Origin of the sequence: Bartonella sp. AP258QHHD (genome assembly GCF_042196145.1) — a bacterium.
GTDB lineage: Bacteria > Pseudomonadota > Alphaproteobacteria > Rhizobiales > Rhizobiaceae > Bartonella.
This window is the reverse complement of the sequence record NZ_JBHIPR010000054.1, coordinates 1-20,327: the sequence shown is the minus strand read 5'-3', so window position 1 is coordinate 20,327 and position 20,327 is coordinate 1. Positions and strand designations below refer to the sequence as shown.

General features: G+C 38.5%; 19 protein-coding genes and 1 pseudogene. 10 read left to right on the top strand and 10 right to left on the bottom strand.

Translation table 11 applies throughout. The features are described 5' to 3' along the window. Nucleotides 1–116 precede the first annotated feature (116 nt). Nucleotides 117–1,370, top strand: coding sequence for a CCA tRNA nucleotidyltransferase (locus ACFIMM_RS06070; RefSeq protein ID WP_375612987.1), 1,254 nt, complete (start codon nucleotides 117–119; stop codon nucleotides 1,368–1,370). A gap of 485 nt (nucleotides 1,371–1,855) precedes the next feature. Here the strand turns inward: ACFIMM_RS06070 and ACFIMM_RS06065 are convergent, their stop codons facing one another. Next, the gene (locus ACFIMM_RS06065; RefSeq protein ID WP_375612986.1) at nucleotides 1,856–2,332 is read right to left on the bottom strand and encodes a tRNA (cytidine(34)-2'-O)-methyltransferase; all 477 of its coding nucleotides are present in this window, start codon (nucleotides 2,330–2,332) and stop codon (nucleotides 1,856–1,858) included. A 725-nt stretch (nucleotides 2,333–3,057) separates the two neighbouring features. Here ACFIMM_RS06065 and petA point away from each other — a divergent pair. The 4 genes and pseudogenes from petA (at nucleotide 3,058) to ACFIMM_RS06045 (ending at nucleotide 6,296) form a co-directional block, all read left to right on the top strand. Continuing rightward, nucleotides 3,058–3,606 (top strand): ubiquinol-cytochrome c reductase iron-sulfur subunit, encoded by a 549-nt coding sequence (petA, locus tag ACFIMM_RS06060; RefSeq protein ID WP_375611173.1) that lies wholly within the window; start codon nucleotides 3,058–3,060, stop codon nucleotides 3,604–3,606. Nucleotides 3,607–3,610: 4 nt separating this feature from the next. Continuing rightward, nucleotides 3,611–4,867 (top strand): annotated as a pseudogene (locus tag ACFIMM_RS06055) (cytochrome bc complex cytochrome b subunit). Then, on the top strand, nucleotides 4,861–5,745 hold the full coding sequence (locus ACFIMM_RS06050) for a cytochrome c1 (RefSeq protein ID WP_375682492.1): 885 nt from the start codon (nucleotides 4,861–4,863) through the stop codon (nucleotides 5,743–5,745). Before ACFIMM_RS06055 ends, ACFIMM_RS06050 begins: the two are co-directional and overlap by 7 nt. Before the next feature lie 110 nt (nucleotides 5,746–5,855). Beyond that, on the top strand, nucleotides 5,856–6,296 hold the full coding sequence (locus ACFIMM_RS06045; protein WP_375611176.1) for a PRC-barrel domain-containing protein: 441 nt from the start codon (nucleotides 5,856–5,858) through the stop codon (nucleotides 6,294–6,296). A gap of 159 nt (nucleotides 6,297–6,455) precedes the next feature. Here the strand turns inward: ACFIMM_RS06045 and ychF are convergent, their stop codons facing one another. After that, nucleotides 6,456–7,559 (bottom strand): redox-regulated ATPase YchF, encoded by a 1,104-nt coding sequence (gene ychF, locus ACFIMM_RS06040; RefSeq protein ID WP_375611177.1) that lies wholly within the window; start codon nucleotides 7,557–7,559, stop codon nucleotides 6,456–6,458. A 265-nt stretch (nucleotides 7,560–7,824) separates the two neighbouring features. Here ychF and ACFIMM_RS06035 point away from each other — a divergent pair, with 265 nt between their 5' ends. Next, nucleotides 7,825–8,568: a L,D-transpeptidase gene (locus ACFIMM_RS06035; protein ID WP_375638071.1), complete on the top strand. Its 744-nt coding sequence runs from the start codon at nucleotides 7,825–7,827 to the stop codon at nucleotides 8,566–8,568. Nucleotides 8,569–8,789: 221 nt separating this feature from the next. On the opposite strand, the gene pth is transcribed toward ACFIMM_RS06035, so the two are convergent. Both pth and ACFIMM_RS06025 read right to left on the bottom strand, forming a co-directional pair. Next, nucleotides 8,790–9,371, bottom strand: coding sequence for an aminoacyl-tRNA hydrolase (pth, locus tag ACFIMM_RS06030; protein WP_375631640.1), 582 nt, complete (start codon nucleotides 9,369–9,371; stop codon nucleotides 8,790–8,792). A gap of 75 nt (nucleotides 9,372–9,446) precedes the next feature. Continuing rightward, complete coding sequence (locus ACFIMM_RS06025) at nucleotides 9,447–10,076, bottom strand: 50S ribosomal protein L25/general stress protein Ctc (protein ID WP_375611180.1); 630 nt, start codon at nucleotides 10,074–10,076, stop codon at nucleotides 9,447–9,449. A 292-nt stretch (nucleotides 10,077–10,368) separates the two neighbouring features. On the opposite strand from ACFIMM_RS06025, the gene ACFIMM_RS06020 reads away from it, so the two are divergent. Further along, entirely contained in the window at nucleotides 10,369–11,868 is a 1,500-nt protein-coding gene (locus ACFIMM_RS06020; RefSeq protein ID WP_375612981.1) for a helicase HerA domain-containing protein, read from the top strand. On the opposite strand, the gene ACFIMM_RS06015 is transcribed toward ACFIMM_RS06020, so the two are convergent. The 4 genes from ACFIMM_RS06015 to lgt form a co-directional block, all read right to left on the bottom strand. Further along, nucleotides 11,865–12,797: a ribose-phosphate pyrophosphokinase gene (locus ACFIMM_RS06015; RefSeq protein WP_375606345.1), complete on the bottom strand. Its 933-nt coding sequence runs from the start codon at nucleotides 12,795–12,797 to the stop codon at nucleotides 11,865–11,867. The genes ACFIMM_RS06020 and ACFIMM_RS06015 overlap by 4 nt on opposite strands. A 474-nt stretch (nucleotides 12,798–13,271) precedes the next feature. Next, entirely contained in the window at nucleotides 13,272–14,063 is a 792-nt protein-coding gene (gene pgeF / locus ACFIMM_RS06010; RefSeq protein ID WP_375612980.1) for a peptidoglycan editing factor PgeF, read from the bottom strand. A 102-nt stretch (nucleotides 14,064–14,165) separates the two neighbouring features. Then, nucleotides 14,166–15,245 carry a class I SAM-dependent methyltransferase gene (locus ACFIMM_RS06005; protein ID WP_375620698.1) on the bottom strand — a complete coding sequence of 360 codons (1,080 nt, stop codon included), beginning with the start codon at nucleotides 15,243–15,245 and terminating at the stop codon, nucleotides 14,166–14,168. Continuing rightward, nucleotides 15,220–16,098 carry a prolipoprotein diacylglyceryl transferase gene (gene lgt / locus ACFIMM_RS06000; protein ID WP_375628181.1) on the bottom strand — a complete coding sequence of 293 codons (879 nt, stop codon included), beginning with the start codon at nucleotides 16,096–16,098 and terminating at the stop codon, nucleotides 15,220–15,222. Before lgt ends, ACFIMM_RS06005 begins: the two co-directional genes overlap by 26 nt. 305 nt (nucleotides 16,099–16,403) lie before the next feature. Between lgt and ACFIMM_RS05995 the strand changes: the two genes are divergently transcribed. Together ACFIMM_RS05995 and ACFIMM_RS05990 are read left to right on the top strand one after the other, a co-directional pair. Further along, nucleotides 16,404–16,649, top strand: a complete 246-nt coding sequence (locus ACFIMM_RS05995) for an accessory factor UbiK family protein (RefSeq protein WP_273791228.1) — start codon at nucleotides 16,404–16,406, stop codon at nucleotides 16,647–16,649. A 403-nt stretch (nucleotides 16,650–17,052) separates the two neighbouring features. Then, nucleotides 17,053–17,553, top strand: coding sequence for a YbjN domain-containing protein (locus ACFIMM_RS05990; protein ID WP_273724125.1), 501 nt, complete (start codon nucleotides 17,053–17,055; stop codon nucleotides 17,551–17,553). A 45-nt stretch (nucleotides 17,554–17,598) separates the two neighbouring features. Here the strand turns inward: ACFIMM_RS05990 and ACFIMM_RS05985 are convergent, their stop codons facing one another. Then, nucleotides 17,599–18,939: an ATP-binding protein gene (locus tag ACFIMM_RS05985; protein ID WP_375611185.1), complete on the bottom strand. Its 1,341-nt coding sequence runs from the start codon at nucleotides 18,937–18,939 to the stop codon at nucleotides 17,599–17,601. Nucleotides 18,940–18,947: 8 nt separating this feature from the next. Continuing rightward, on the bottom strand, nucleotides 18,948–19,652 hold the full coding sequence (locus ACFIMM_RS05980; RefSeq protein ID WP_375638076.1) for a response regulator: 705 nt from the start codon (nucleotides 19,650–19,652) through the stop codon (nucleotides 18,948–18,950). A 144-nt stretch (nucleotides 19,653–19,796) separates the two neighbouring features. Here ACFIMM_RS05980 and ACFIMM_RS05975 point away from each other — a divergent pair. Then, a partial coding sequence (locus ACFIMM_RS05975; RefSeq protein WP_375675064.1) for an MBL fold metallo-hydrolase occupies nucleotides 19,797–20,327 on the top strand: 531 nt, incomplete at its 3' end.

The window sequence follows — 20,327 nt, the reverse complement described above, 5'->3', positions numbered from 1 at the left end:
AAGAGAAAAGTTTCTTTGGAAGAATAGACGTGCTTTATAAGGGATGTCTTAAAAAATTTGTTTTATGAAGAGAGTTTTTTAAAGCAATGAAGACAACTTTTTTGAAAGGTTAAAGGGTGAATATAAGACAGAACTTCAAACAGGTTGCGTGGTTACAACAAAGTGATATCCAAACACTTCTTCGTGTTTTGTCTGTGGAGGGGGAAGAGGCGCGTATTGTAGGGGGAGCAGTGCGCAATCAACTGCTAGGGCAGCCTATTAGTGATATTGATATTGCAACAACCTGTTTGCCGCAACAGGTTATTGCACGTGTAGAAGAAGCAGGATTTAAAGCTATTCCTACAGGGATTGCTTTTGGTACAATAACAGTAGTTGCTCATTCATGTTCTTATGAGGTTACAACGCTTCGCTGCGATATTGAAACAGATGGTCGTCATGCAAAAGTGGCATTTGGTCGTGATTGGAAAAAAGATGCTGAACGGCGAGATTTTACGATAAATGCGCTTTATTGTGATGCTGCTGGCAACCTTTATGATGATGTGGGAGGTTTGAGTGATATTGCTAGCCGAACAGTTCGTTTTATTGGGGTTGCAGAAGATCGTATTGGCGAAGATTATTTGCGTATTTTACGGTTTTTTCGCTTTTTTGCGTGGTATGGAGCAGGGCGACCTGATGTGCAAGGATTGAAGGCATGTGTTCGTTTAAAACACGGTTTAAAAAAACTTTCTTCTGAACGTATTTGGGCAGAAATGAAAAAGCTTCTTGCGGCGTTTGATCCAACGCGTGCTCTTTTATGGATGCGACAAAGCAGAATTTTGGCACTCATTTTTCCTGAAACAGAACGATGGGGTATTGATGCAATTCACGCATTGGTGAAGACAGAACAGGATCTTGGTTGGAAAGTTGATCCATTGTTACGGCTAGAAAGCCTTCTTCCTCCTGATCCCATGCGTCTTCATGAAATGGCACAGCGCTTGCGTTTTTCTCTTAAGGAAACAACGCGATTAAAAGAATGGGCAGAGTTAGAAATAATAAACCAAAACTGTTCTGATCATTTTGTGCAAAAACTGATTTATTTTCATGGACGACAGCCAGTTTTAGATCAATTATCGTTGTCTGTCGCTGCATCACATCTTGATCATCTGGAAAAAAGTGATGCTTTGCAAAAAGCAGAGGGTTATGTCAAGCTTTATCAATTTGCCCAAAAATGGCAAATCCCAACTTTTCCTATTAATGGTAACGATTTAATAAAGAAAGGTTTTACAAAAGGTGTACTTTTAGGAAAAAAGCTTAAAGAGCTAGAAATGATATGGATTGAAAGCGGATTTTTAATGGATCGTCATGCACTATTAGAAAAAATTGATTTATAATATTTCTGTTTATAAACTCACTGTTGTTTATATTTTTTAAGTCAACATATTAATTTATAATAATCATTATTTATGTGAAATAAGAGTTCACAATATTGTAAGGTTATTTCAAACCTGTTCATATTACATCAATCAAAGTTATTGCCTTACACGTCACAAGTGAGGAAAAATGATTACAGAGAGGAAAAATGTCTCTTATGAATCATCTCAAAGATAAGGATTCTCGAAAATGAGAACGAATAAAGAGAATAGTGGTAGCGGTTTGCACCTTGTATGACCATAAAGAGGGGGATGTTCACTGGATTTTTACTATGAGGAGTATTTAATCATTCATAGGTGGTGATATGAGGTGATATGAAATGGATGTGATGGGCACTAAGAAATGTTTATTTTACCAGCACTTAATTGTTGGAAAATGATAGGCATTATACGCTCTAACTGTTCTTTATATGTTGTATTATTGTTTTTCGTGATAATTTATGTTTTTATAGATTACAGTTTCTTTCATGATAACCAATTTGGCGTAATGCTTCTCCTGTTGTTATGGCTACGCTCATGGCGAGATTTAGAGAGCGTGCCTGTGGTTGCATGGGAATTTTTAATGTGTAATCGGCCGCTTCATGAACATAATCGGGAACGCCAGCTGTTTCACGACCAAAAAGTAAAACATCATTTCTTTGATAGCATATCTGCGTATAGCATGTTTTTGCTTTTGTACTTAAAAGCAACAGGCGGCGGTTAAAGTGTTTCATGGAGCTTATAAAATGTTGCCAATCAATGTGTCGTTCTAAGGAAGCATATTCGAGATAATCCAATCCTGCGCGTTTGAGATTACGATCCGACAGATTAAAGCCTGCAGGTTCAATAATGTGCACATGTAAACCAAAGCAAGCGCTAAGACGTAAAATCGTTCCAGTATTACCAGCAATATCAGGTTGGAAAAGAGCTATATGAAGTGTCATGTTCTCTGTAATATGATTTTTCTTTCGACTTTGTAAAGAAGCACCACAATTTATTCGAAAAATATGCTTTGAGAAATACATGTTTTTTACGGTTCATTTTTATTCCCTTTAAATTTCAGGGAAAAGTTATGTATACAGGTCTGTTTGGGATCAGAGAGAAGCTCCCTATTAGGGACTTCCTTTTATTGAGCAATCCATGAAATGACTTGGCTCATTATGTTGAAAAGTGGGATATTTAATGAGGTTAGATCATCAATTTTAATTAAAATCAACAAAATATGCTTTTTATGCAAAAACAGAAGCGAAAAAAATACTCATGCAACCAGTTGGAATTGAGGGAGGGAGAGATGCTGTAAATGTGTTAAAGAAATAACCGATAAGCTCAACTTGTTTACTGAGATATGGTCATAACAAGACTATGTTTCTTTCTTTAGGAGTGTTTATTTACATGCTATCTCTGATTTTCACGGGCGGGGGAGTAATTTTGATTGATTAATATGAATAGGTTTGAAATGAAAAAACCTTACGGTGTTTAGGGATTTCATTTACTCTGTAAAACGATGAATTATCATTATAAAACAGTTTTTTGTATAAACCATACAAATGGCAGGAGTGTTTTACGGGGATGTTTTTATGGTTGAGGTAACGGAGTGATCAAGCATTGTACAATGGGAGAGGGTATGGTAAAAGAATGTTTTAGCAAAGTGTCTCTTTAAGTTAAGGCCATGGGTGAGCAAACGAGGCGGGATTTTCTGTTTTTGGTAACAGCTGTTGCAGGAGCAGTTGGAATGGGAGCGGTTGTGTGGCCTTTTATCCGTCAGTTGCGTCCAGATGAAGCTGTTTTGGCATCTTCCTCTGTTGAGGTTGATCTTTCTGGTATTGAAGAGGGGATGTCAGTAACGGTAAAGTGGCGAGGACAGCCTGTTGTTATTCGAAATCGTACGGCAAAAGAAATTGCTGATGCGCGCGCTACTGAATTGAGACTTCTAAAAGATCGTCAAGCGCGCAATCCTAATCTTGAAGGTGAAAAAGAAGCGACGGATTTTGCACGTTCAGCAGGTAAAGGACGTGAAAATTGGCTTATCGTCATTAATCTTTGTACGCATTTAGGCTGTATAACACTTGGGCAATCTGGGAAATTTGGAGGGTGGTTGTGTCCATGTCATGGGTCTGTTTATGATACAGCTGGAAGAGTGCGGTCGGGTCCAGCTAACTATAATTTGGCTATTCCTCCTTACCAATTTCTTTCTGATACTTTGCTCAAAATAGGATAAGGTTATGACAAGGTTTTCTCCTTATTGTCCTAAAAATGCACTTGCCCGTTGGTTTGATAAGCGTTTTCCTCTTCCTCGTTTTTTTATAATGCATTTGTGATTTTTCCTGTTCCGCGTAATCTTAATTACTTTTATACATTTGGCGGTATTTTGACCATTATGCTTTTATCACAGCTTTTGACTGGTATTGTCTTGGCTATGCATTATGTTCCGGATATTCATTTGGCTTTTGAAACCAGTGAACGATTTCGGCGTGAAGGGCAGTTTGGTTGGCTTTTTCGTCCATGGCATTGTGTAGGCTCTTCGTTTTTTCTTATTGCTGTTTATATCCATTTAGCACGTGGACTTTATTATGGTTCTTATAAAAATATGCGAGAAATGGTATGGGTTACAGGTATTTTTATTTATATCATCATGATGGCAATAGCATTTTTTGGTTATGTGCTTGTTTGGGGGATGATGTCTATTTCAGCGGCTTCAGTGATTGCAGGGCTTTTAAAAACGATACCTTTGGTGGGGACATGGTTGCATGAGACACTTCTGGGTGGTTATGTCGTAGGACAACCAACGTTGAATCGTTTTTATGTTTTCCATTATGTTTTATCATTTATTTTGCTTCTTTTTGTGGGGCTGCATATTTGGGCAATTCATTGTGTTGGGCAAGGCAATCCAACGGGTCTTGCTATACAATCAGATAAGGAAACAGTTCCATTTTCGCCTTATGCGCTTATCAAAGATATTTTTGCTATTACTGTTTTTCTCATCTTCTTTGCCTGGTTTTTGTTTTATATGCCCGATTATATGGGGCAGGCTGAAAATTATAGTGTGGCAGATCCTTTAAAGGCACCTCTTCGTGTGGTTCCAGAATGGTATTTTTTGCCTTTTTATGCGATGCTTCGTGCTATAACTTTTGATATCGGTATTTTCTCTTCAAACTTTGTTGGCTTTGTTTTATTCGTCAGTTCGATTTGCATTTTAATTTTTGTGCCATGGTTAGACCGCTCTAAAATATGTTCAGCAAGATATCGACCTGTTTATAAAATTTTCTTTTGGGCGTTGGTTATTGATGTCGTTTTTCTTGGTTGGTTGGGGTCAAGAGAAATAAGTGACAAAATTCTTTTATGGACACAATTGGCTACGGTTTATTATTTTATATTTTTTTTTGGTTATTTTGCCGATTTTGCCAGCGTTTGAAAAAAATTGTTCTCTTCCTTCTTCAATTATGCAAGATTTAAAACAGAAAAAAAAGAGACTATGGTAAATGTTTTTGTCGGGCTGGTTGTTATTGTTGCTATGAGTTTTTCTGCTCAGAGTTTAGCGAGTGATGCCTCTGATCAGGAAGAAGGATTTATTTCTTTTCCTTTACAGGTTCCTAAAAAACAAGAATGGAGTTTTTCAGGTCCATTTGGGCTTTATGATAAGGCGCAATTGAGGCGCGGATTAAAGGTTTATAGACAAGTTTGTTCCAGCTGCCATGGGCTAAAATATGTGGCTTTTCGCAATTTAAAAGATCTTGGGTATGATCAAGAACAGATCAAAGCTTTGGCGGGGCAATATGAAGTGCGCGATGGTCCTAATCGAGAAGGAAAATTTTTTAAACGTGCTGGGGTTGCAACGGATTGTTTTCCTTCTCCCTTTTCACATGAAGAAGAAGCAAGATTTATTTTGAATAGTGCTTATCCTCCAGATTTGACATTGATAGCACGTGCACGTGGGGTATCTTTGCCGTTTCCTGCTTTAATTACTGATGCATTGACTCATTATGATACAGCTGGTCCAGATTATATTACAGCTCTTTTAACAGGATATCAGAAGGCACCGAAGGAGATAAAAATTGCGAATGGTTATTGGTATAATCCTTATTTTATTGCCGGTAATTCTTTAACTATGGCTCCTCCTTTGAGTGATGGTATGGTTGCTTATGAAGATGGAACCCCAGAAATCATTGAACATTATGCGCGCGATGTTTCTGCTTTTTTGATGTGGGCTGCCGATCCTCATATGGAAATTCGTAAAAAAACCGGTTTTCGTGTTATTTTATTTTTAATCATTTTTGCAGGGTTTGTTTATATTTTAAAAAATCGTATTTGGTGTGGTTTAGAAGAAGAATTAGAGAAAGAAATAAAGAGAAAAGGGTAAAGCGATAAGGCTCAAAAGAGTATAGAGTATAAAGAGCATAAGGAACAAATCTTTTTATGATGCATTGAGGTTTTATAAAGTAAAAGCAAAGTAAAAATGGAGATGTTAAAATGAAAAAAATTGCATGTACTACTCTTATGTCAATTTTGATGGTTTCTAGTACTTATGCTCAGTCTTTTGAAGTGCCTTCAAAACCTGAAATGATCTCTTCGACGGGTATTGTACAGGTGGGGATAGATAAGTCTGTGCGTTATGTGACACCTTTAGCAACGGATTTTGTTGCTTCCAGTCTTATAGGCGCCAATGTATATAATATAGAAGATGAAAATATTGGTGAAGTAAAAGATATTATTTTACGTGAAAATAATATTGCAGGATTTGTTATTGCTGTTGGTGGTTTTCTTGGCATAGGCGAGAGTTATGTGGTCGTTTCTCCAGAAACAATCCAGATGACAAATGATTATGGTAAATGGAAACTTATTACAAATGCGACAAAAGATTCTTTAAAGAACGCTCCAACATTTAAATACGAAGGGCGTTGGACACGCTAATTTTATATTTCTATTCTTTAATGGACCAAGCTGTTGCTATCACAATCATATGCTAGCAACAGTTTTTTTGTTCTAAAAGCTCTTGAGAATTTTTGCGACAAGATTCCAAGGAGCTATTATCAAAGTTTTCAAGATAAACTATTAAGACAGAGTGAAGATTTAAGTATTATGTTTAAATAACATGATATCGCCATCTTGCACAATGTATTCCTTTCCTTCATCGCGGGCTTTTCCTGCTTCCTTTGCACCGCTTTCTCCACCCAGAGCAATATAGTCATTATAGCTGATGGTTTGGGCACGAATGAAACCGCGCTCAAAATCTGAATGAATAACACCAGCTGCTTGGGGAGCTTTTGTACCACGCGTAATTGTCCATGCTCGTGTTTCCTTAGGCCCACAGGTGAAGTAAGTAATGAGATCAAGTAAATGGTAACCAGCGCGAATGAGGCGATTGAGACTCGGTTCAAAGAGTTCTAGCGCATTGAGATATTCTGATGCTTCAGCATCACTCAGTTGTGTAATTTCCGCTTCGATAGAAGCAGAAATGATAATGCTTTGCGCATTTTGCTCTGTTGCCATTTTTTCAACTGTTTGGGTAAAGCTATTTCCACGAGCGGCGTCATTTTCGCTTACATTACAAACATAAAGTACAGGCTTGGAGGTTAAAAGATTCAAACTCTTAAGAATGTGGTGTTCATCGGAAGAAATATCTTTGAGTAATAACCGGACAGGGTTTCCCTGTTGCAGTATGTTTAATGCTTTTTCCATAATAGGTAAAATTGTGAGAGCTTCTTTGTCTTTTCCGGTTGCTCGTTTACGGATTTGTATGATTCGTCTCTCAAGACTTTCAAGATCCGCAAGCATGAGTTCGGTTTCAACCGTTGTCGCATCACAAACAGGATCAATACGTCCCTCTACATGGGTAATATCTTCATTTTGAAAACAGCGTAAAACGTGGACAATAGCATCGACTTCGCGAATATTGGCTAAAAACTTGTTTCCTAAACCTTCGCCTTTTGAAGCTCCTCGCACAAGCCCCGCAATATCGACGAAGTTAATGCGTGTAGGAATCATTTCTTTTGAACCAGCGATTGATGCAATTTTTTCCATTCGTAAATCTGGAACAGCAACTTCTCCGGTATTGGGTTCAATGGTACAAAAAGGATAATTGGCAGCCTGTGCAGTGGCTGTTTTTGTTAATGCATTAAAAAGAGTTGATTTCCCGACATTAGGTAATCCGACAATACCGCATTTAAAGCCCATGAGAGTCTTTCTTTTCTATTAATTTTATGGTCAAGATAAAGCTTCCTTTTTATAGCATATTTTCAGAAGAGTTATAGTCCTGGTCTTGCGATAAGTGAGAAAAAAGTCTAAAGTAATAGGTATCTACTTTTTTACCTTAGTTCTTCTTACCTTATTGTTCTCCTTAGTTACAAGGATAAGAAAACTTCGAATTAATGTTAATATTGTGCTAAGTTTTTCATGGTATGCAAATCTGCATAAATAATTAATCGGAGAAAATAGAAGAGTGTTATCTCGTTGTGCCTTTTTAATTGCAGCACTTTTGGCTTTGGCTGGATGTGCTACACGTCAGTCAGATATGTCATCGGTACCTTTTCAACAAGTTCGATACATTCCACCAGAAATACAGGCTTTGTATGGTCCTGTAACGAATGAGACCTATTCGTTACCTGCTGTTGATCTTGCGACAATTGATCCAAAATATTGGCGACAAGAGGTGATTTATTATACATCTTATGCGCCTGGAACATTGGTTATAGATACGCAAGAGTGTTTTCTTTACCTTATTGGTGAAAATGGAAAAGCTTTGCGTTATGGGATTGGTGTCGGTAAAGAAGGCCTAGCATTTGAAGGTGAGGGGGTTATACAGCGCAAGCGTCGGTGGCCAAATTGGGCTCCTACTGCAGCTATGATGGCTCGAGAACCAGAACGTTATGGTCATCTTGGGAAAGGAATGCCACCAGGGCCCGATAATCCATTAGGTGCGCGGGCACTTTATTTGTTCAAAAATGGGAAAGATACACTTTTCCGTATTCATGGCTCACACGAATCGTGGTCAATTGGGCGTGCTATTTCAAGTGGGTGTATCCGTTTGCTTAATCAAGATATTATCGATCTTTATGATCGTGTTCCCATTGGTTCGCGTGTTGTGGTATTGCAAAACAATAGGAGTATTCCTGCAGTTTATAGTCAACAATCAAATGGTTACGATCCGCTACAGTCGACCATTCAGCCAAATGATTTTTTTTAATTTAGGGGAGAAGATTGGAGAGAGCTGTGTTTGCTGTTCAATCTTCTCTTTCTCTCAAAAGAGAATATAAGCCTTTCTTCTTCAAAGGTGTATACAAGCTTGTATTCTGTTCTATTTTCTAGCTTCTCACGTTGCCAACAGATTTTGCCTTTGAGAAAGTTTATAAGAGGATTTTTTTAAGAGTTCTTATTCATATTCTTCACGCGACAGGGGCACGCAAGCTAATGGTTCTGATTGTGTTTTATCGTTTGTGAAACTTCATTCATAAAGAGGGATTTATCATCTTTTATAAGGAGAGCGATATTTTTTGCAATTGTCTCTAAGAGAGGGGATAACCATTCTTGATCAGATTTGGTAAAATTCCCCAAGACATGTTGATGAACAAGTTCTTTGCTTCCAGGATGACCAATTCCTATGCGTATACGACAATAGTCAGTACCACAATGGGCATCAATAGACTTAATGCCATTATGCCCATTATGTCCTCCACCAATTTTTATACGAACTTTCCCCGGTGACAGGTCTAGTTCATCATAAATGATGATCAAATTCTTTAAATCTAATTTATAAAATCGCAAAGCTTCACCGATAGCTTGACCAGAAAGATTCATGAAAGTTTGTGGTTTTATAAGAAAAATTTTCTCATTATTTATGAAACCATTGGAGATTTCTGCTTGAAACTTCTTTGACCATGGAGAAAAAGAGAAGGACTGATAAATGGCATCAACAGCCATAAAACCGATATTATGGCGGTTATTTTGATATTGTAAACCAGGATTGCCAAGACCAGCAATAAGCCACATGTGTATCTTCAGTCAAAGTATGAGTAAGGGTAATGTCTCATAAATTAAGGCGGAAAAATTCCCGCCTTTTGAGTTTTATGAAGTTTGTGTGTCTTCTTCATCATTTTCTTGTTCAGAAGTTTCATCGCTGACATCCATGCCAGCAGGAGCTGCAATGGTTGCAATGGTAAAGTCTCGATCTTGGATGATGGGAGTCACATCTTTTGGCAGTTGCACTGCTGAAATGTGAATAGAATCACCAATAGAGTAGCTGGAGAGATCAATTTCAATAGCTTCAGGAATAGCACTTGCTGGAGCTGTACATTCAATTTCGTGCCGAACAATATTGAGGACACCACCCTTTTTAAGTCCAGGTGCCGTATCTTCATTGAGGAAGTGGACAGGAATATTCACTTCTACAACGGATTTTGCTGAAATGCGCAAAAAGTCTACATGGAGGGGAAAGTCACGCACGGGATCTAATTGATAATCTTTTGGCAAAACCATAATTTTTTGCTTGTCAAGAATAATCGTTGCAATGGTGGTGCGAAAGCCACCAGCATGAATTTTGTAGAAAATTTCTTTATAGGGAACTGTTATTGCCAAAGGTGGTTGTTTTTCACCATAAATGACAGCAGGAATAAGACCGTTGCGGCGAAGTTCACGGGAGGACCCCTTACCAACCCGCTCGCGTTTTTCGGCCTTAAGAGTGTAGCTTTTGCTCATAATTTAAGTCCTTTTTACATGATTGGAGATCCTTCAAAAACAGTAATAGTTTTTGCATGGATATGAAGATATGCGCTAACCAACAGCGATCACTCCATTCTACGTTGCCTCCAAGGGTGTCTACGCAGAAGTTTGTTCTATAGTTCAAACTATTCATAGATGCAAGAGTTGTGGGAAAAATCGATGATTTCTACCGTTAAAAAGGAGGAAATGTTACAAATTACGGTGTGGATGGAGAATCAACCAATATGTGCTGGCACTGATATGTTCAAAATCAAACACTGGAGATGTTATGAAGGTTGAGATTGCCTTGGGTGAGATGTCAGAAAGTCGTGCTTTGCATAAATCGATGCCAGCACTTCTTGATTTGGAAGAATTATTGGCGACACGTCTTCTTGTACAAGGTAATTCTGGTTCAGGGAAATCACATCTTTTACGCCGTCTTCTGGAGCAAAGTGCTCAGTGGGTGCAGCATTGTGTAATTGATCCAGAAGGCGATTTTGTAACTTTGGCAGATAAATTTGGTCATGTTATTGTAGAGGCTCAACGGAGCGAACTAGAATTGACACGTATTGCGCATCGCATTCGACAACATCGGGTTTCGGTGGTATTTAATCTTGAAGGTTTGGACACTGAACAACAGATGCGTGCTGTAGGGGCTTTCCTTGGGGCACTGTTTGATGTGGAACGTGATTATTGGTATCCTATGCTTGTCGTTGTCGATGAAGCACAATTGTTTGCTCCAACTGCAGCAGGAGAAGTTTCTGATGAAGCGCGTAAAATTTCTTTGAGCGCTATGACCAATCTGATGTGTCGAGGACGTAAACGTGGTCTTGCTGGTGTTATTGCGACACAACGTTTGGCTAAGCTTGCCAAAAATGTTGCGGCTGAAGCTTCAAACTTTTTAATAGGGCGGACTTTTTTAGATATTGATATGGTGCGCGCCGCTGATCTTTTGGGGATGGAGCGTCGCCAAGCGGAAATGTTTAGAGATCTTGAACGGGGAAATTTTATAGCTTTAGGCCCTGCTTTATCACGACGTCCCTTACCAATTATTATCGGTTCTGTTGAAACTTTGGCACGCTCTTCTAGCCCTAAATTAATGCCACTTCCAACAGAGCGGGATGATGTGCAAGAGCTCGTTTTTACTGCTTCACCAGAGGAAATTTTAACGCCATTTAAACAAACACGAGAGCCGATGAGGGAAAAGTCAATGCACGAGATGTTAGAGGAGGTCGTGCATAAAAAACAAGAGTTGTTAGAAGAAAACCCAAGTTTATTTCCTGAACTTTCTGATGTTGAGCGTGACGGGCAAGCAGAACATATTATTCGGGAAATTCTTGAGGATTCTGAAGCTTTTTATCGTTCAACAGCGGTGCTTTATCAAGATTTTTCAGTTCGTTGCCGTATCCATGGGATGTCAAAGGTTCCTTTTAATCTTTCACAATTTCGGCGTAAATTGGCTATTGCTCAGGCTTTTGTTGATGAACAAACGGCTGTCAGTGAACATTGGAAACATATTTTGCAGATATCAGAAAGTTTGGAAGAAGATGTTCAAGGAGTCTTCTTGAACGTGGCACAGGCCGCATTAGGGGGAAAGCCATGTCCATCTGATGCATTTTTAGCACGTCTTTATGGGACTCATTCTTTAAGCCGTGCACGCCGACTTTTAACCTACTTTGAAGAGCGTGGACTTATTGTTATTCACACGCATTTTAGTGGTCAACGTATTGTTGCCTTTCCTGATCTTGGTGTTGAAACAGCACCGGGAGACCCCAAGGAACCACTTTAACCAAATAAGCTGGAAACCGATTGTTCTGCTGCTGTCCTTGCTATTGCTTCTCCCATAAGGTCGGCAATGGGCAAAACACGAATATTATGGGTTTTCTCAATAGCTTGTGTTGGCATAATTGAATCTGTAATAACCAATTCTTTCATCTCTGAATTAGCAATTCGCTCGATTGCATTACCAGAAAGAACACCGTGCGTGATATAAGCTGTGACACTATTGGCACCATGTTTAAGCAGAGCACTTGCTGCATTGCATAAAGTTCCACCTGAATCAACAATATCATCAAGCAAAAGGCAATCTTTTCCCGATACATCTCCAATGATATTCATAACTTCTGATTCACCGGGGCTTTCGCGACGTTTATCCACAATAGCGAGCAAACTGTTCAAGCGCTTGGCAAGCGCGCGCGCGCGAACCACACCACCCACATCAGGTGAAACAACGATAACATTTTCAAGAGAATAATGCACTTTGACATCGCGAGAAATGACAGGAACAGCATAGAGATTATCCGTAGGGATATCAAAAAAACCTTGAATTTGTCCTGCATGAAGGTCTAGTGTTAAAACACGATGGGCCCCTGCTTCAGTAATGAGGTTGGCAACAAGTTTTGCAGAAATAGGAGTTCGTGGTCCTGGTTTTCTATCTTGGCGGGCATAGCCAAAATAGGGGATAACAGCTGTAATACGACGCGCAGAAGAACGACGAAGGGCATCAATCATGATGAGTAATTCCATCAAATGATCATTTGCGGGATAGGATGTAGATTGCAAAACAAAAACATCTTGTCCACGTACATTTTCATGCAGTTCTACGAAAATTTCTTGATCAGCAAAGCGCTTTACAGTTGCTTTGCCTAAGGGGATGTTCAAATAATTTGCAACATCTTCAGCTAGGCGTGGATTAGAATTTCCGCAGAAAAGTTTCATAGTAGAACCTCTGAATCATCATGGTGGGAATGCGACACGGTTTTTAATTTCTTTTTATTAAATTGCAAGAGAGCAATTACAAAAGCCTTACAATTTTATCGATTATTATAAAAGAGCTATGCAGTATGTTTTCTCTTTTTCCAAAAGTTTATTACTTTTAGAGCAAAGTTTTTTCTCCATGCGGCAAAGAAATACATATTGATTAAGCTTTTTGGTTATTACTTTATAAAAATACTTTCAATATGGGGAATGTTTCATATTTAAGATGAATGAAGGGGAGTAATAAAAAGAAGTATCATCTTGCCTTCAATCATTATAACCAAACATTGAAAATGATCATAGCGAAGGCTATCATATTTTATGGGCTGGTAGATAATTTCGTGAAAAAAGCAAAGTACAATGGGGTTTATTTTTCCATTTGGGTAAAAAGTTTAGTTTTGCAGTTTTGGTATTGTTCTCAAGCATAAAAGGGGCTCATCTTTTGTTTTTCAGCATAATAGCAGAAATTTGCCGTCCGTAATCGGGTTCGTTGCGGTGTATTGCACGGCGATAGGAGAAAAAACGCTGTTCATCTTGATAGGTACAAAGCTCTACACAAGAAGCATTAACACCTGCTTCTTTGAGTTGGTTTATAATAAATGCCCATAGATTAAAATAAAAGCGATTTATTTTGTCTGTTTTTAAAAAATATTTTTGGTATTTGCTGTGGTAATCAATAAATTGGTCGTAAAATTCATTTGTTACTTCATAGTGATAAGGGCCAATACAAGGTCCAAGGACTGCTGTTATTGATTGTCTTTTGGCTCCTTGTTTTTCCATAACAGCAATTGTTTTCTCGATAATTCCATTTAAGCTTCCACGCCAGCCAGCATGAGTTGCAGCGATGACTCTAGCTTGTGGATCAGCAAACAGAATGGGTCCGCAATCTGCTGTAAGAACCCCAATAACGAGTTCTGGGGTGGTTGTAACCAGAGCATCAGCTTGAGGAGGTGCACCGATAGTTGCTTGATGAGCTACGACAACGTTACAGGAGTGTATTTGATTAACTGTGACTAAATTTTGCGCTTCAATAGAAAAATAATTGGCAATCAAAAGACGATTCTGTACAATATATTCAAGTTGATCATTTGAACCTTTCCCAACATTAAGACTATGATAAAGATTTTTTGAAACACCACCTTGACGTGTAAAAAATCCATGTTTTATTCCATGGGGGTGTAAAGTAGAAAGATTTTTTGCAAGAATGGGATGAGGGATAGATTTCATAAAAGTTCCTTATGGAGATTATTTAAAGTGAGGATGGAGATGTTCATATTTGTCAATGAATATTTCAGATAATGATGTGCTTATTGACAAAAGCGCCGATCATTAAAATTGGGGAGGTATGGAGATATTTTTATCACTGAAATGTAAAACTTTAAATAATTTTCCCATCTGATCTGGACTAGCGAGCCGTTCGATGTCTTGGCGGATTTTGTCTTGCAAAGGAGCACTTTTGCCAACTCCAAGCTGGTTTGCGCGCTCCAGTAGCCCCATTTTAAAAAGAAATTCTCCTTGCTCTAAGATTTCAGCAAAACAGCCCTGTTCAAGAGCTATGTTTTTTAAAAAAGAAAAATCAACATGGGATGTTAAATCATGTTCACCAGGGGCATCAAAAACATCACGAAATCTATGTTTTGAGAGTGCTTGCAAGGTATCGCCAAAGGCAAGCTCACAAGCACCATAGTCGATAAGTAAAGCAGAACCTGTCACTTGCACTAAATGGTGGCTGATTTGTTGCATGAATTGATGCCGTAAGGGGGCATGTTCAAAAATTGTTCCGTCAGGCACTTTAGAACAATAGGTTTGTAGACAAGAAGAGGGAAGTTTATGCGGGGCAGCAATAAAGATGAAATCTCCATTTTGATTGACTGTAATGCGGCGCTCTTTCCATTCTCCATTGACTTTAATATATTGGTTGATAGGGAGTGTATCGAGAAATTCATTAGCAATGAGGAAGAGAGGATTTGAAGGAATTTGATTAAAATTTTCAATGCTATGGATTTGTTTTTGATAAGAGAAAAGGCGCTTTTTTTGTTCTTTTGCAAGTTTTTTGCTTATTTCGATCAGAAAAATTTCAGCAGCATTAAATGCCGTTTGAGAGAGCTTTTGGATAGTTCGCAAAATGTCATCCATCAAAGTTCCTCGTCCTGGACCTATTTCAGCGAGAATAAAAGGGTGAGGGCACCCTTGAGCTTTCCAGCTTGCAAGAGTCCAAATGCCAATCATCTCTCCAAATAATTGGCTTATTTCAGGTGCTGTAATGAAATCACCAGCATGTCCAAAAGGGGTTTGTGTGTGATAATAACCAAATTGGGGATCGGTGAGTGCCAACGTCATATATTGGCTAACAGTGATTGGTCCATTAAGGACAATAATTTCTTTAATTTTTTCTTTGAGATTGGCCATTTTCTGTCGGTTTATATTTAAAGGCGTGGAGAAGAAGATAAAACCCTACAAGAAGCATGGGAAGAGATAAAGCCATGCCATAGGTAAAACCAGTAGAATGGAAAAGAGTCGAAAACCATTCTGGATCTTCTTGAGGCGCACGGTAAATTTCAGAAATGCTGCGTGTTACTGCGTAGCCTATAATAAATGTTCCTGATACAGTACCGGGACGTTTTAATGCTTTGAACCCAAAAATAAGAAGACACAGGATGATGAAGAGAAGAAATCCTTCCATAAATGCTTCGTAAAGCTGGCTTGGATGGCGCGGTAAATAGTAAGGATCGAGAGGAAAACAAACAGCCCAAGGACGTGTAGTAATATTACCCCATAATTCTTGGTTAATGAAGTTGCAGATTCGTACAATGCCGATACCAATAGGAGCACCTGCAGCAATGATATCAAACATGGCTCGTATGTTAATACGATTTTTACGGGCAAACCAGATCATAGCAATGATAATACCAATAAGTCCGCCATGAAAGGACATTCCCCCATCCCATACGGCAATAATAGCACTTGGATGGTTAAAATAGTAAATGGGATCCCATACAAGAACTTGTCCTAAACGCCCTCCGACAACAACACTTATGGCAGACCAGACAACAAAATCTCCGATTTTTTCTTTATCCATAGGAGGATAGTTTCTATACCATAGAGATGTTTTTTTTAATAATTTTTGCGCATACCACCAAGCAAAAAGAATACCCAGCACGTAACCAAGTCCATACCAATGAAGTGTTATGGGACCTAGCTGGATAATAACAGGATCAAGAAAAGACGGAAAAGCAATGGTTGGACAAGACAAATTGTTCATGAGTTAAGCATCTTACATTATACGAGATGAATATGAAGTGACTCTGATGGTCAGAAATGACAGATGAATACACAATGGTCAAGTCAGTAGGGAGGCTAGTCAGAAAGGGAGATAGATTTCCACTGATTTATCGCGGTAAAAAATATGGTGATAAAAGGAATATTAAAAAATCTTAAACAAAATCATTATGAAAAATCTGCACAGTATGTAAAATATAGAGTAAAAGGAACAAATTACAGTATCTAAATGTTATGAGAATACGCTATAATGCGTGCGTCAATAATTAAAATTTAAGGAAAAAGGTTATGCGTAATGGATCAAATCGTATTCTTGATGAATTAGCAAAATTAGCAACGGATGCTGCTGACGTTGCGCAAGGCATACGACGTGAAGCTGGAACAGCTTTTCGTGTGCAGGCTGAAAAGATAGCAAACAAACTTGATCTTGTTTCTCGCGAAGAGTTTGAGACTTTTAAGGAGATGGTGCTGAAAATCCATGCTGATAACGCTGATTTGAAAAGACGCCTTGATGATTTAAAAAAAGATGATTAAAAAAAACGCAGACACAAAAAAGTAAAATAGTTTAAAAAAAAGAATCTTCAAAAAAATATCCCCAATTTTTCAATATGATGCGTGAAACTAAAAAATGCTTAATCTTGAGTCTGTTAGAGCGGAGCATTTGTTTATTTTTGATTTTTTTTTGGGTAAAGTACATTTTTTTGAATCAGGGGGGCTGGCGCTATGAAATTGTATCAATACACTGAAAAGACTTGATGATTCGTTTTATGACTATCAGGTTGCCCTAAACAGCGCGATTGTGTTCTGGGTGTTTGTGTACTGTCGATGTTTTTATGTGTATTTGTTTGGTGTAAAGGTTCTGATTGTAGCAAAATATTGTTACAGTTGAGACGGTTTATATTCTGTTGACAATGTTTTAAGATGATTGAGGATTGTGATGAGGCTTGCATTTTGCGCCACAGAAAGAAAAGAGCACCCTGTTGACTTTATCGAACAGATTGCCTGTGAATATGATTGGTCGTTTGAGCGGGATGCACAAGATGAAATTAGCGTTTGTGTGGAAGGAAAACGCGCAAACTATCGTCTTGCTTTTTCATGGATGGAAGAGCATGAAGCACTTCATTTAGCTTGTTCGTTTGATCTCTCTATTAAAAATGCTCGAACAGCTGAAATACAGCGCTTATTGCTAGCAATTAATGAAAAGTTGTTGTTGGGACATTTTGATTACTGGCAAAGGAATAATTCAGTTATTTATCGACAAGGTCTTCTTTTGGCTGGTGGGATGCATCCATCTCATATACAGGTTGAAACATTGTTGATACATGCACTTAAAGCCTGTGAAAGCCATTATGTTGCATTTCAGATGGTTGCTTTGTCGGGAGAAAGTGCTTACAAGGCACTACAGTACACTTTGTTTGAAACTGTAGGGAATGCCTAAAATATACAGTCTGTTATTTTTACAGACGGTTTGCGGAAATATTGCTCATAGGGGGACATCAAGAATAGCGCGCACTCCCCCGAGTGGGCTCTCATCTAATTGTATATTGCCACCATGGCTGCGTGCTATGTCTTGAGCAATAGAAAGACCAAGTCCTGTTCCACTTGCATCTTGATTTCGCGCTTTATCAAGTCGAAAGAATGGCTTAAAAACTTCTGTGCGCATATTTTTATGAATTCCAGGTCCATTATCATCGATTATTAATATAAAAGATTCTTGTTGAGAGTTAGCGGTTAGTTTAACGGTCGTGCCGTAACAAAATGCATTTGATACAAGATTGCTGACCAAGCGTGTAAAAGCACGGGGACGTACTTGTATTTCTGTAGGACCTTCAATAGTGTAAGAAAATTGACGTTTGTGAAGACGAGCATCGGTGGAGAATTTTTGCATAAGAGCATTTAAATCAAAAGTCTTGACACTTTCACTTCCTTCACCACGAGCAAAAGCAAGATAATCTTCTAACATATTTTGCATGTCACTTACATCTTGCTCAAGCGGTTTAATATCAAAGTCAGTATTTACTAATGCCAGCTGAAGTTTAAAGCGTGTAAGAATGGTTCTTAAATCATGACTTACTCCTGAGAGCATCATGGTACGTTGTTCAATTTGGCGTTCAATACGTTCACGCATGCGTAAAAAAGCGATGCCTGCACGTCGGACTTCATCAGCTCCTTGTGGTTGAAATCCTTTTGGTAAAGGACGACCGCGTCCAAAGCTTTCTGCTGCTTCAGCCAATTGTTGAATCGGTTTGATTTGATTGCGTAAAAAGTAAATTGCTATCAGCAATAAAACAAGAGCTGTTCCTACCATCCAGCTTAAAAAAATAGCAGTATTGGAAGCATAGGCTTGGCTGCGTGGAGCAAAGACGCGTAAAATGTTGTGACCAAGGTGGATACGGATTTCAACAAGATCAGAATCTCCTACGGTATCGATCCAGAAGGGACGGTTAATTTGGCGGGTGATTTCTTCACTTAAAAAATAGTCAAGAATTGCAAAAAATGGCTTAGGTCCTGGAGGGGGTAAGGAGGTAGGAGATAGAATAGAAATATTTAATCCCATACGTTGTTGTGCAATACGCTTGATATCTTCATAGTTATCTTGTTGGGGATATGTTTCAAGAATATCAATAATGGCTGAAATATCATGCACGACAGCCGTTGAAAGACGCTCCGTTACCATTTGCCAATGGCGTTCCATAAAGACATAAGCAATCACCGTTTGCAGAAGCACCATGGGAGCAATGATAATGATCAAAGAGCGAGCATAAAGCCGTTTAGGCATTTTTTTCGTTAACCATCGAAGAAAAAATCTTAAAGGTTTGATCATTCTTGTGCCTATTCAATAGAGAGTTTATACCCTATTCCTCGCACGGTTTGGAGCCATATAGGCAGTGCTGGGTTTTTTTCGATCTTACGACGAAGGCGGTTGATCTGCACATCAATGGCACGTTCACTTATATTGCTGTCATCGGTCGCGAATTTATGGCGCGGAATTGTATCGCCTGCATTTTCGGCAAACATGACCATCATTTCTTGTTCTTTATCTGTTAATTTAATAATTTCTCCTCCTTTTTTGAGTTCGCGTCGTGAAATTGAAAATATATAAGGACCAAAAACTATTTGCTCAATTTTAGGTTGGTGAGGGGGAAAACCACGTCGTAAAATGGCGTTGATGCGAAGGAGAAGTTCACGAGGGTCAAACGGCTTAGCCAGATAATCATCTGCCCCTGCTTCTAATCCACGGATACGATTGTCTATTTCTGATAAAGCTGTTAACATAAAGATAGGGACATCTTTTGTTTGGCGGAGTGAATGAGTGAGATCAATACCGTTTTCGCCAGGCATCATGACATCAACAATAAGAAGATCAAAATCTAAACTTACTAACAGTCGTCTTGCTTCATTCGCATTAGCTGAAACTGAAACACGAAATCCATTTTTAATGAGAAACTGAAATAAAAGATTGCGAATACGTGTATCGTCATCAATCACAAGAAGGTGAGGGGCATCGTCACACAAAACTTGAACGTGATTGCTCATTCTTAAAAAAACCTTGATAAAAATTTAGTTTACACAAAATGCAAGTTTACATAAGTTGTATAAAGCTGTCGAGCAGCACCTTTACCTTAAAGGAAAGAAAGTTTTATTTATAAATTTAAAAAAGTTATTTTTGAAAAGGATATTATGGGTAGTCTTAATATACATATTATTCCAGTTACGACATTCCAACAAAATTGCACTTTGCTTTTTGATAGTGAATGTAAAACGGGGGTTCTCGTTGATCCTGGTGGTGATTGGCCACGAATTCAAGACGTAATCGAAAAGAATGGTGTTATCGTTGAGGCTATTTGGATAACACATGGTCATTTTGATCATGTAGGAGCAGCAATGCAAGTGAAAGAAGCGCTTAATGTAAAAATTATCGGTTCACATCGCGATGATAAGCCTGTGATGGATGCCGTGAGCGAAAGCGCAAAAAATTATGGCATCACTGATGCTTGCATCTGTATTCCTGACCAATGGTTAGAAGATGGTGAGTGCGTTCATTTTGCTGGACATGTGTTTAAGGTTTTTCACACCCCAGGACATTCCCCTGGTCATGTTATTTATTTCAATGAAAAAGAGCGCTTAGCTCTCTTGGGTGATGTTCTCTTTCGTGGTTCTATTGGACGTACGGACTTCCCCTTCTGTTCTTATGAAAAATTGATGCAATCT